Origin of the sequence: Rhodococcus sp. ARP2, assembly GCF_001029585.1 — a bacterium.
Classification (GTDB): domain Bacteria; phylum Actinomycetota; class Actinomycetes; order Mycobacteriales; family Mycobacteriaceae; genus Rhodococcus_F; species Rhodococcus_F erythropolis.
Map to the genome: position 1 here is coordinate 1 of NZ_LEKE01000115.1, position 12,347 is coordinate 12,347.

10 protein-coding genes are annotated in these 12,347 nt (G+C 60.8%); 3 read left to right on the forward strand and 7 right to left on the reverse strand.

All coding sequences use genetic code 11. The features are described 5' to 3' along the window. Positions 1 to 351: 351 nt before the first annotated feature. Positions 352 to 1,776 carry an aldehyde dehydrogenase family protein gene (locus tag ABX74_RS28110; RefSeq protein WP_007732506.1) on the forward strand — a complete coding sequence of 475 codons (1,425 nt, stop codon included), beginning with the start codon at positions 352 to 354 and terminating at the stop codon, positions 1,774 to 1,776. Positions 1,777 to 1,839: 63 nt separating this feature from the next. On the opposite strand, the gene ABX74_RS28115 is transcribed toward ABX74_RS28110, so the two are convergent. From ABX74_RS28115 to ABX74_RS28145, 7 genes are read right to left on the reverse strand one after another with little or no spacing between them, the layout of a single operon-like run. Then, the gene (locus ABX74_RS28115; RefSeq protein WP_019746656.1) at positions 1,840 to 2,601 is read right to left on the reverse strand and encodes an HpcH/HpaI aldolase family protein; all 762 of its coding nucleotides are present in this window, start codon (positions 2,599 to 2,601) and stop codon (positions 1,840 to 1,842) included. Between the two features lie 34 nt (positions 2,602 to 2,635). After that, positions 2,636 to 3,595, reverse strand: a complete 960-nt coding sequence (locus ABX74_RS28120) for an aldo/keto reductase (RefSeq protein ID WP_047890219.1) — start codon at positions 3,593 to 3,595, stop codon at positions 2,636 to 2,638. After that, complete coding sequence (locus ABX74_RS28125) at positions 3,595 to 4,461, reverse strand: ATP-binding cassette domain-containing protein (protein ID WP_020905992.1); 867 nt, start codon at positions 4,459 to 4,461, stop codon at positions 3,595 to 3,597. The genes ABX74_RS28120 and ABX74_RS28125 overlap by 1 nt, the downstream gene beginning before the upstream one ends. Beyond that, complete coding sequence (locus ABX74_RS28130) at positions 4,458 to 5,291, reverse strand: ABC transporter ATP-binding protein (protein WP_053062092.1); 834 nt, start codon at positions 5,289 to 5,291, stop codon at positions 4,458 to 4,460. The genes ABX74_RS28125 and ABX74_RS28130 overlap by 4 nt, the downstream gene beginning before the upstream one ends. Before the next feature lie 3 nt (positions 5,292 to 5,294). After that, entirely contained in the window at positions 5,295 to 6,242 is a 948-nt protein-coding gene (locus ABX74_RS28135; protein WP_047890220.1) for an ABC transporter permease, read from the reverse strand. Further along, positions 6,242 to 7,246, reverse strand: coding sequence for an ABC transporter permease (locus ABX74_RS28140; protein WP_223258039.1), 1,005 nt, complete (start codon positions 7,244 to 7,246; stop codon positions 6,242 to 6,244). The genes ABX74_RS28135 and ABX74_RS28140 overlap by 1 nt, the downstream gene beginning before the upstream one ends. A 4-nt stretch (positions 7,247 to 7,250) precedes the next feature. Beyond that, positions 7,251 to 8,828 carry an ABC transporter substrate-binding protein gene (locus tag ABX74_RS28145; RefSeq protein ID WP_007732494.1) on the reverse strand — a complete coding sequence of 526 codons (1,578 nt, stop codon included), beginning with the start codon at positions 8,826 to 8,828 and terminating at the stop codon, positions 7,251 to 7,253. Between the two features lie 212 nt (positions 8,829 to 9,040). On the opposite strand from ABX74_RS28145, the gene pdxA reads away from it, so the two are divergent. Both pdxA and ABX74_RS28160 read left to right on the forward strand, forming a co-directional pair. Further along, positions 9,041 to 11,281, forward strand: coding sequence for a 4-hydroxythreonine-4-phosphate dehydrogenase PdxA (gene pdxA / locus ABX74_RS28155; RefSeq protein ID WP_047890221.1), 2,241 nt, complete (start codon positions 9,041 to 9,043; stop codon positions 11,279 to 11,281). A 26-nt stretch (positions 11,282 to 11,307) separates the two neighbouring features. Beyond that, the gene (locus ABX74_RS28160) at positions 11,308 to 12,075 is read left to right on the forward strand and encodes a DeoR/GlpR family DNA-binding transcription regulator (protein ID WP_047890222.1); all 768 of its coding nucleotides are present in this window, start codon (positions 11,308 to 11,310) and stop codon (positions 12,073 to 12,075) included. Positions 12,076 to 12,347 lie beyond the last annotated feature (272 nt).

Below are 12,347 nucleotides of genomic sequence, written 5' to 3' on the forward strand. Positions count from 1 at the left end.
AAACACCCCGAAACATCCCGTCGCCGGCACCCCCGGCTTCGAGCGAACGGTACGTTCGTCGCCTCAGATCGACCCAACGTACCGTTCACACCATCACGAGCAGAAGAGCACGGCCGGCTCACCACCCCGTCCGGGACCGAGCGAACGACACTCTCACCCTCTTCAATGAGGGGAACGATACGTTCACACGATCCGCGAAAAGCCTGCGCTCACCACAGGTCTCGTCAGTCGAACGCCAATCGCGATACCAACCCGCCACGGAACCCGTCGAGCGTGGCTAGGCTCGGAAGAGGTGCCCCGTGTGATCGGGCCCACCTCACCTGTGCACGCGTGATGACTACGGAGGCTTCGATGACCGATATTCTCGACCGCACCAAAATCTATGTTGATGGCGCCTGGATCGAATCCACTGGCAGCGGTCGGATCGACGTTCTCAATCCGGCTACCGAAGAGCTGATAGGAACTGTCGCCGAAGGCACCGTCGAAGATGTCGACGCGGCCGCGAAGGCAGCACGAAAGGCGTTCCCTGCCTGGTCTGCACTATCCGGCGGTGAGCGCGCCGAATATCTTTCCAAGGCCGCGGCGATAATTGCCGAACGCACCGATGATCTTGCGGCGCTTGTTTCGCAGGATATGGGAATGCCGATCGGATTCGCGAAGCCCGTACAAATCGGAATGCCGCTCGCGAATTTGAATGCATTTGCCGAATTGGCTCGCACTTATGATTTCGACGCTCACGAGGTCGGGAATTCGCTGATTGTTCGCGAACCTGCGGGTGTTGTCGGCGCCATCACTCCCTGGAACTTCCCGCTCCACCAAGTTGTCTTGAAGGTCGGCGGTGCGCTCGCCGCGGGCTGCACCGTGGTTCTCAAGCCCACCGAGGTTGCGCCACTCATCACGTACGCTCTCGCTGACATCTTCGACGAAATTGGTTTGCCTGCAGGTGTATTCAACCTGGTGAGTGGCTACGGCCCGGTAGTGGGCGAAGCCATCGCCGGCCACCCTGAGGTCGACATGGTCTCCTTCACCGGATCGACTCGTGCAGGCAAGCGAGTGGCCATCGTTGCCGCGGACACCATCAAGAAGGTCTCGCTCGAGCTGGGCGGCAAGTCGGCGAATGTCATTCTCGACGACGCCGATCTCGAAAAGGCTGTCACGGATGGCGTCGCAAAGTGCTTCATCAATTCGGGCCAGACCTGTTCGGCGCTGACGCGTATGTTGGTTCCCGCGGAGAAGGTGGATGAGGCAGCGGCAATTGCTGCTGCAGTCGCCGCTCATTTCCCGGTAGGTGATCCGACTCAGCCGACTTCGGTGCTTGGTCCTCTGGTGAACGCGAATCAGCTGGGACGCGTTCGCGGATACATCGAGAAGGGTGTGTCGGAAGGTGCCACCGCGGTTGTCGACGGTCGCGAAACCGGTCTGGCCAGTGGATATTTCGTCGGGCCGACGGTGTTCGCGAACGTGACCGAAGACATGACCATTGCGCGCGAGGAGATCTTCGGACCGGTCCTCTCGATCATGGGTTACAAAGACGAGGCCGACGCAGTGCGGATCGCCAACGGCACCGAGTACGGACTGGCCGGTGGCGTTTGGTCAGGTGACCCCGATCGCGCGGATCGCGTCGCCCGGCAACTGCGGGCCGGGCAGGTCGAGGTGAACGGCGGCGCCTTCAACACGAATGCTCCGTTCGGTGGGTACAAGCAGTCGGGCGTCGGGCGCGAGGCCGGCACGTTCGGGCTCGAAGAGTTCCTCGAGATCAAGGCGATTCAGCGATAGTTTGTTCGAGAATGGCGATGCTCCCGTACCAAGTGCGGGAGCATCGCCATTTTTGTACCCGGATCAGGACTTGGCGGCATCCAAATGCTGAGCCGAGATGTTCGCCAGATGTGTCAGGTCCGAGGCCACGGTCGCGAACGTGTAGCCCTCCCCGAGCCGTTGTGCCGCAACCTGACCGGAAGGTGTGTGGATTCCCGCAGCGACTCCGCTGACGGCGGCAGCTTCGCGCACCCGGGTGAGCGCTGCTTCGAATTCCTCGGCGACGTCCGGATCGTTGGAGTGCTTACCGCCGACGGCGATTCGTAGGTCGGACGGCCCGACGTACACGCCGTCCAAACCGGGCACTGCGCAGATCTCTTCGACGTTCGCCAGACCCTGTGGGGTCTCGATCATCGCAAATACAACGGTGTCGCGGTTCGCGTCGGCGGGAACTGGGCCGATACGGAGTTGAGAGCGCATGGGTCCGTAGGAGCGGATGCCGAAAGGCGGATACTTGGCGGCTGCCACGGCGGCCGCTGCCTCTTCGGCGTTGTTGATCAGCGGAACGATGACGCCCACAGCGCCCGCGTCGAGTGCACGGCCGATGGGCGTCGGATTGTTTGCCTCGACGCGCACCATCCCGACAGTGGACGGTGACGAGTCGATGGCGGTGAGCCCGGCGACCATCCCCGAATAGCCGATCAGGCCGTGCTGCATGTCGAGGGCAATGTAGTCCCAGCCGACGTGCGCAATCCATTCGGTCGAGACCGGACTGTCGATGACGGACCAGTATCCGAGAATGCGTTCGCGTCCTCGGATACGTGCGGCGAATTCCTGTGCTGACATAGTGAAGAACTCTTCCTGATGAAGGTCGGGTGTTTCAGCGGTTGTAGTTGGGCATGGGGCCTCGTAGGGCGGCACCGACGAGGTCACACTCTTCGACGGTCGAGGCGTCGAGTGGACCTCGCCCGATGGCCGCGATATTGGATTCGAGGTGCGTAACTTTGGATCCTCCGAGGAGCAGCGATCCGGCGACGGGCTTGCTGACCAGCCAGCGCAACGCAAGCTCGGTCAGGGAGATGCCCGACTGTTCCGCGATCGCCGTCAGTTGTGCAATGGCGTCGAAGATCTGTGTGTTCCAGTATCGCTCCTTGTACATCGACGCAAGACGGGAGTCGCCGAATCGGCCGTCGACGGGGTTTTCCTCGAAGGTGTGGCGCCCGGTGAGCAGGCCCCCACCGAGTGGGTTGTAGACCATGGTGGTCAGTCCGGTCACGTCCGCGAATTCTGCGTATTCTTCTTCGATGCGACGCGCGAGCAAGTTGTAGAGCTGTTGTGCGACGATCGGTCGCGGAGCACCGACTGTGTCTGCGGTGTAGTTGATTTCACTGATTTGCCACGCGGAAAAGTTGGATACGCCGAGTGTGCGGATCTTGCCCTCGGCAACCAGTTCCGCGACGGTGGTAAGAGTTTCGGTCAGCGTGACGGTTCGGTCCGGCTGATGGAGATAGAACAGGTCGACGTAGTCCGAGTCGAGTCTGCGCAGACTTCCTTCGATGCTTGCTCGGAGTCCCTTTGCCGAGAGTGGGCTGTTGTCACCGGCATCGGGGTGTGGCATTCCTGCTTTGGTGGCCAGAGTGACCGAATCGCGTCGGCCGTGGAGCAGTTTTGCCAGCATGCGCTCGGACTCGCCGCCCGCATAGCCGTTCGCCGTGTCGATGTGTGAGATACCGGCGCCTAGTGCTGCGTCGAGCATCGATCCGGCACCCGATATGTCGACCGTATCTCCGAAGGTCATAGTGCCGAGCACCAGTTTCGGAAGCTCGAGTGGGGCGGTCATCAGGCAACTCCTCGTGATTCGGTCTGCTTGGCTAGCAAGTTCTTGGACAGGGCTGCCACCACGTGGCGTGGTTTGATGCCGACCATGGTGGTGGGATCGAGAGCAGCGCCACGTAGTGCGCGGGTGTACGGCTCGTGCGGACTGGCGAGAACTGTGTCTGTGGAACCGGATTCGACGATGGTTCCTTTCGACATCACGACTACGGTCTCGCTGATTTCTCGGACGACGCCCAAGTTGTGTGAGATGAAAACGTACGTCAGACCGGTGTCGGCCTGAATTTCACGTAGGAGCGCGAGTACCTGCGCTTGCACCGAAACGTCGAGAGCACTGGTTGCTTCGTCGCAGACCAGGATCTCGGGTCCGCTGGCAAGTGCACGGGCAATTCCGATGCGCTGACGTTGGCCACCGGAGAACTCCGCCGGACGCCGGTGTAGTGCCGAGCTGGGCAGGCCAACGCGATCGACGAGTTCTGCTGCTGCCTTGGCGCGTTCAGACTTGCTCCGAACACCTTTGAGGCGCAGTGGTTCTCCGATGATGTCCTCGGCAGTCAGATGGGGGTCCAGCGATCCGTACGGATCTTGGAACACCATTTGAACGCGAGAGCGGAAGGGGCGCAGTGACTTCTCCGACATCTGCGCGATGTCATTGCCGTCGACGAGAATGCGTCCACTGGTCGGTGTGAGGAGTCGGACGATAGATCGAGCGATTGTCGACTTGCCACATCCGGATTCGCCGACGATGGCCAGGGTCTTGCCCTTTTCCACCGAGAAGCTCACAGCATCCACGGCTCGGAAAACTCCGTCGGGAACCGGATACTCGACAACGAGATCTTCGACGGCGAGAAGTGGCGTTTCGTGGGGGTTCATGCCGAGGCTCCGATCTGTGTTGAACGGGCGGGGTCGCCATCCCAAGGCCCCAGGTGCGGTATGGCGTCGAGAAGCTTTTGTGTGTAGGCGCTTTGCGGTGAGTCGACGAGAACGTCGGCGTTACCGGTCTCGACAAAACGTCCGTCCTTCATCACGTAGATGCGATCGGATACGAGTCGGGCGACTCCGAGGTCGTGGGTGATGACGAGCATTCCGATCCCGGTGCGCTCCTGCAATTCGAGCAATAGATCCAGAATCCCGGCCTGAACGGTGACGTCCAATGCGCTGGTGGGTTCGTCGGCCACGATCAGTTCGGGGCCGGCAGCAAGAGCTCCGGCGATGAGGACGCGCTGCAGCATTCCACCCGACAGTTGATGCGGGTACTTGTCGAGTTGCTGATCCGGATACGGAATGCGTACCTGCTCGAGCAGTTGCACTGCCCGCTCGATTTGTTGCTTCTTCGCGGTCACACCGCTGTGGCGCACTGCTTCTCGAAGTTGGCTGCCGATGGTGTGGACGGGACTCAGAGCCGTCATCGGGTCCTGGGGGATGAGGGCGATGTGTTTTCCACGAATATCGTTCAAGATCTTCGTGTTTCCGAGAATGTCCTGGCCTTTGAACACAGCTTTCCCGGAAAGAACGGCAAGATCGTCCGGAAGCAGCCCGAGGATTCCCATGGCCGTGGTCGACTTTCCGGAGCCGGATTCACCGATGATGGTGACGGTTTCACCGGCGTCGATGCAGAAGGACACCCCGTCGACGGCTCGGATGACGCCATTCGCCGTGACAAGTTCGATCTGGAGGTCGTCGACCCGTAGTAGATTGCCCATGTCTCACGCCTTTGCTTTCTGGGCGTTGCCACGCCCGAACAGGCTTGCGCCCAGTCGTTTCGAACCTGCAGGACGATCGCGCAGGCCGTCGCCGAGTAGGTTCACTCCGACGACCAGTAGCACGATCATCAGACCTGTCAACGTGACGATCCACCATGACGTGGTGATGTAGTCCTGGCCGTCGGCGATGATTCGTCCCCACGTTGCGAACGGACGTTGTGGTCCGGCGCCGAGGTAGCTCAACGAACTTTCCAGCAGTACGGCCTGCGCGAGCAGCAACAGGACGACGAGCGAGGCCTGCTTGACGATGTTCGGAATGACGTGACGAAGCAGGATGGCCATGCGAGTAAGTCCGAGGACTCGAGCTGCAGCTACGTAAGGCTTTTCGCGTTCGACGAGTACCAATGAGCGAGTCAACCGTGCGACCTCGGGCCACTGCGCGATCGCGATGACAAACGTGATGACGGGAATGGACGGACCGAACAGCGCAACGACGAGAAGCAGCATCATCAGCAGAGGCAGAGAAAGCTGTGCTTCGAGTAGGCGGGAGATGACGGTGTCGACCCAGCCGCCGAAGTACCCCGCGGCGGATCCGGCGACTATGCCGATGACCCCGGAGACGATCACGGCGAGAATACCGATCGTCAGAGACACCTGGCCGCCGTGCAGGATCCGTGAGAGGAGATCTCGTCCCAACTGATCGGTGCCGAACAGATGGCCGTCGGTGAGGGGCGGTAGCCGTCGACTGCTCAGGTTGGTCTGGTTCGGATCTGCAAGGGGGAGTAGTCCCGCCAATGCAACAGGAAGAATCACCAGGAGCGCGCAGGTCGAGCCGGCCCAGATCTTGACTCGGCTGTCTCGCTTACGGCGCGTGGCTCCGGCGCGTGCGAAGTCTGCCTCGGTGACCGCGCTGGCGCGTGGAGTTGTTGGAGGTTCCAAGACGGTAGTCATCAGTTGGCGCCCTTTCCGAGTCGCACGCGTGGATCCAGGAGGGGGTAGAGGAGGTCCACTGCCAGTTGCACGAGCACTGCGAGAACCGCAGTGACAAGCACGGTGGCCTGGATGAGCGGGTAGTCGCGAGTCTCGAGTGCGCGGACCACCAGCGAGCCGACACCAGGCCAGGCGAACACGACCTCGACCACCACGACGCCGTTCAGCATTCCGGCAAATCTGGTGCCCAGCGCGGTGACGATCGGAATCGCCGAATTACGCATCGCATATCGCCAGGTGAGTTCGCGTTCGGATACTCCGCGAGAACGTGCGACCGTGATGTACGGAGAAGCGAAGGCCGAGACCATTTCGCGTCGAACCATCCGGGAGATCAACGCGATCTGAAGGATGGCGATGGTGACGGTAGGCAGGATCAACGACGGCCATGTGGTGAAACCGGCTGCCGGGAGTACTGGGATCAAGACCGCGAAGATCGTCACCAGCATCAGGCCGCTCCAGAACTCCGGCATGGACTGCCCGCCGACGGCTACGACGTTCGCACCGAGTTCACGTCGGGTGTCCGCGTGACGGGCCATCCACACGCCCAGCGGAATCGAGAGCACGGCGGTCAGCAGAATGGCGCTGACGGCCAGGGTGATGGTGTACGGGAGACGGCCGAGGACAACGTCCATGGCCGGCGCCTGGAACGAGTACGACGTGCCGAGATTCAGATGGACGAGGTCCCACAGGTAGATCAGATATTGAGAGAACACCGACTTGTCCAAGCCCATGTCAGCACGGATTTGTGCTAGATCCTCCGTGCTGGCCAGCGGTCCGGCCAAGGCGTAGGCAGGATCGCCGGGAGCCATTCGGATCAGGACGAACACTGTTGTGAGCGTGAGGAAGATCGTCAAGGCGCTCTGTGCCAAGCGTTTGAGCACGTATTTGACGGTCGGGTTGATCCTTGTGCGCCGACGCGGAGAGATTCCGAGAGCGGTTTGCGGTTTCGGAGCGGTGAGAGTCATCGCCTCAGGCCTCCAATCGGACGGCGCCGAGGTCGTAGGAGTTGATCGGGGTCAGTGAAACATTTTGTACACGAGTGCGTTTCGCAAGGAGTGCGTTGGGTACGAAGCTCCACAGGCAAGGCCAGGTGTTCCAGATGTCTTGTTGTGCGGCGTCGAGTAGAGCAGCGCGCTTGGTCGGGTCTGGTTCACTGGATGCGGCTTGGATCTTCGCGGTGATTTCGGGGAAGACGTACCCGTGATAGGTGTCGCGAGTTGCTTCCTTCTCCGCTGTGCCGGCGTACATCCCCTGCAACGTGGTCAGTGCAAGTCCGGTCTGGTTGCCGTAGCCGTTGCCCAGCACATCCCAGTCGCCGGTCTTGCCCTGGCGCCAGGACGAGATGTCACCGCCCGGTTCGAACTGCTGGAGTTTGACGCGTACTCCCACGGCCTTCATCATTTCGAGTACCGATTCCATCACCGAGACGTCGTTGGTGAACTCTCCGGTTTCCCAGATGAAAGTGAGTTCGAGGTCGTCGGCGCCTTCGGCCTCGAGCATCTGCCGCGCTTTCCGTGGATCATATTGGTAAGTACCGGTTTTCACGGCTCCGTCCAAGGTCGACGGTGCGGGGCCGGTGGCCGGGACTGCGGATCCGATCAGCACGTCCCGAGCGAGTGACTCACCGTCGATGGCATACGTGAGAGCTTCTCGGACACGCGGATTGGACAGTGGGTGATCGGCGGGCTTGCGGAAGTTGAAGAACAGTTGGTTGATGCGTGTGCTCGGCACTGTGTCCACCTGGACACCAGGCAGGTCGGCGAGTTGTTCGGCGGAATCGGGACTGATCGAGTCGATGACGTCGACCTCGCCGCTCCGAAGTGCGACGACGCGGCCGGCCTCTTCGGGAATGAAGCGGACCTGAACACGACGAACGCCAGGGGCCGGGCCCCAGTAGTTGTCATTGGCGACAAGTGTGTAATCGCCGGTGCCCCGGTTCGATTCGCTGACGACGAACGGTCCAGACCCGATTCCGCTCTGCAGTTCGTTGGGTTCGTTGGCAGCGGCCGGGGTGATCAAGATGTTGGACATGAGCGAGTCCAGAACCGGCACCGGGGAATTCGTCCGAAGGATGAAGGTGCGATCGTCGATGGGGACGACCGTCGGCCACTCGGGGAACTGCGGTGCGACAAACGATCCGCTGACCTGCTGGTACATCTGCATTGCCGTCGTGACGTCGTCGATCAGCACAGGTGTGCCGTCGGAGTAACGGATGCCCTCGCGGAGTCGAACCGTCCACTCGGTCGGGCCGGTCGATTCGAACCTGTCAGCGAGAACGAGTTGCGGTGTCAGATTGTCGCCGATCCGGGTGAGACCTTGTCTGACGCCACGTTGAGCCGTGACTGCTGCGTCGAATTGATTGAGTTTGTTGTCGAGGCTGACGAGCGAACGGTTGAGCCCGAGCACCAGGGTGTCCTGGGTCGGCTTCCCGGTAGGGCCGGCGCACGCGGCAGTCGTGCCCAGAAGCGTTGCGCCACCGATCAGCCCGGTGAACTGCAGAAAGGATCGCCGGGAGAGCTGTGGTGTTCGCAAACGAGTATTGGTCATCGGTGACCTTTCGATCCTGACGGGGCAGCGTGGGGGCGACGCTCCGAGCGGACTGTTGGTGAACAATCGCGTCGGGCTCTCGCTTGTAACTCAGCTCACAATGGCACTGTTGCGCACTTCGCGCAAGTCCCGTAACTTCGATTGCGTACTTCGCGCATTGGTTGCGATGCTGCGCATACTCGATTCAGACCGAAAGGGGGTCGAGGAATTCGATGAAACCACTGGTAATCATCGCTGATGATCTTTCCGGAGCCGCGGAGTCGGCCGCAGGATTTCTGCTCCGCAGTTCGGGCATATCGCTTCGACTCGGCCCGGGTGCGCCCGACAGATCAGAAGTGACGGTTTTCGATCTGCACTCACGGCGATCCGACCCCGCCAGAGCCTCTCGTGACGTGAGGTCAGTTCTGCAATCGTCTGACGGCTCCGAGATCGTCAAGAAGATCGATTCCCTGCTCAGGGGCAACATAGCGGCGGAGGTTGGAGAACTCTCCCGCGACGGATCCCCGGTCATCGTCGCCGCCGGACTGCCCAGGCAAGGGCGTACGGTGCAAGACGGGGTGGTGTTGGTCGATGGGGTTGCGTTGCACGCCACCGACCTGTGGCGCGCGGAGTCGAAGCCGGCTCCTCGGTCGATTGCGGAGGCGCTCGGCTCGTCGGCAATTACTTCTGGCGTATCGCTGGACGACATTCGCTCCGGGCGGTTGAGCCAGGTTCTTGCGTCGATCTCAGAAGCCGGGTCGGTGGCGATCTGCGACGTCGAGACCGACAGTGATCTGGAACTGATTGTGGCTGCAGCACAGGATGTTCGGGGTTCTCGACTGGTAGGAACATCGGCGCTCGCGACGGCAGTGGCACGACGACGAACCGTGCAGTCACCCGTCGTGCGTCCATCTCTTCGTGATTCTCGATCTACTTTGGTGGTTGTGGGGACGGCGGATGCGTCTGCCGGGGACCAAGTGGCATTGCTTCGGGATTCAGGGGCGCACCATATCGAAGTGAACAGTGCTGAACTCCTGGCGCATTCGGTCGATCCGCTTCCGATTCTGAACGCACTGGATCGCGGAAACGTCGTGGTTTCGGTAAGTGGACCTGTCGTGCCTGCAGAATCCGTCCATCTCGTTTCGGCTCTCGCCGATCTGATCGCTGCCGTCGATGCAGGATTCTCCCACAGCGAGAACCCGATCGACTTGGTTCTTACCGGTGGCGAAACCGCGCGCAGCGTTCTCGACCGCCTGCGGATCGACACTCTGTCACCGATTTACGAAATTGAACACGGCGCCGTACTTTCCGTCGACCGCACCGGACGGTACATCGTCACGCGGCCAGGCAGTTTCGGGAATGCACACAGTCTTTTCTCTATAACGAAGTTTCTCGCGCGCCCCATCCCGGTCGACGCTCCGGACAGTCCACCTTCAGACAACGAGGTCAATCCCATGTCAATCGAATCCACTCCACTGCCGCTGATTGCTGTCACGATGGGCGACGGCGCCGGCGTCGGACCGGAAGTGATCGTCCCCGCACTCCTCGACGCCGAAACGAGAAAGCGTTGCCGCCCTGTTGTTGTCGGCGACGCGAAGCGTTTGCGATTGGCTGCCACGGTGCTCGGAATAGACGTCGACGTGGTCGCGATCGAGGAGATCAAGGATGCTGAATTCAACGATGGACGGATCAACGTCATCGACCTGGACTTGCTACCCGAGGATCTCGCCTGGGGTGAACTGTCGGCAGTCGCGGGGGATGCGGCCTATCAATATATCCGCGTCGCAAGCGAACTCGCCGTACGCGGTGAAGTCCAGTCGATCTGCACGGCGCCACTGAACAAGGAAGCGCTGCATGCGGCAGGACACATCTATCCCGGACACACGGAATTGCTTGCGCACCTGACCGGTACCGAGGAGGTGTCGATGATGTTGTCGACCCCCAAGCTCAAGGTGATTCACGTGACCACTCACATCGGACTGCTCGATGCAGTTGCCAGGATCGAGCCCGGCCTGGTCGAGAGGACCATTCGTCGAGGTCACGAAGCTTTGGTGCGCACGGGCAATCCATCTCCGAAAATCGGCGTGTGCGGGATCAACCCGCATGCGGGGGAGAACGGGCTTTTCGGGTACGGAGAGGAAGAGCAGAAGATCATTCCCGCCGTTGAACTCTTGAAGGCAGAAGGAATTGACGTCCACGGCCCACTGCCGGCGGACACGGCATTCTTCCTCGCTGGACGTGGGGACTACGACTTGATCGTTGCGATGTACCACGATCAGGGGCACGGCCCGGTCAAGGTTCTCGGGATCGAGGCCGGCGTCAACATCACCGTCGGGTTACCTGTCATCCGTACCTCCGTCGATCACGGAACCGCTTTCGATATTGCAGGTAAGGGCATCGCCGAGGCCGGTAGTATGGTCGAAGCGCTGCGGCAGGCGGCCGAATTGGCAACCAGCACATTCGTTTCCAAGTAAGCACCAGGGTTTGTAGGGGAGGAGCGATGGTCATCCGGGAGTCGGAGGCGAGGCGGTCGGAGATTGCGAGGCTCGCCCGCACCAGCGGTCTGGCCAGTGTCGAGGATCTGTCTGCCCAATTCGGGGTGACTGCATCTACGATCCGTCGCGACCTGAGTCAGTTGACTGCCCAGGGAGTAATTGCTCGAACGTACGGCGGGGCGATTGCTCTCAACCCTCATCCGGAATCCTCCTTGCGTCAACGCGCAATGGAGGGATTCGACGCCAAGCGGGGCATCGCCGAATGGGCTGCTGAGCAGGTCCGGCCCGGAGAAACCGTGCTCCTTGATGCAGGTACCACCGTCGGAGCGATGGGAGAGTTCTTACGTCACGTGACGAATTTGACGGTGATCGCTGCAGGGCTGACGGCGCTCGAGGCGTTAGCCGACGCTGATGGTGTTCGAGTCGAATGTCTCGGCGGGACGCTGAGGCAGCTCAGTCAAGGATTCGTCGGGCCACTGGCGGAAGCGTCTCTGCAGAGGGTGTCGTTTGACAAGGCATTCCTCGGTGCCGATGCAGTTACCGCTGACCTGGGTATTTGTGAAGCTGAGCTCGATCAGACCCGGCTCAAGGAAATGATGATCGAACGTGCCGGCGAGGTCTACATCCTCGCCCACTCCGCCAAGCTTGGTGAACGTCCTTTCCATGCGTGGGCTCCGATACCGCCGGGGGCCGTGCTGGTTACCGATGCTGCAGTAGACGCAAAGCAAGTCGCGTTGTTCGAGGATGCAGGTATCCGAGTCCAAGTGGTGTGAGTTCCCGCTGCGTGCCGATCCGGCCACGGTGTCCGGCGTCACATGATGTCCGAATTGGTGAAAATCGACTGAAACGGGCAATCTTGCTGGGGAAATGGATACCTCCGAGTCTCTGACCTGTGGATTTGGCAAAGACTTCGGCGGACGCGTAACTTATTCCAAGTCAGAGCGACACGGACACCGACTCCCGCCTTCACGGCGAGTGACACGAGGTTGTACGAAGTGCCTGACCAAATTTCGAAGTAGTTTCCATCGTGTATGGTTGTGCTTCA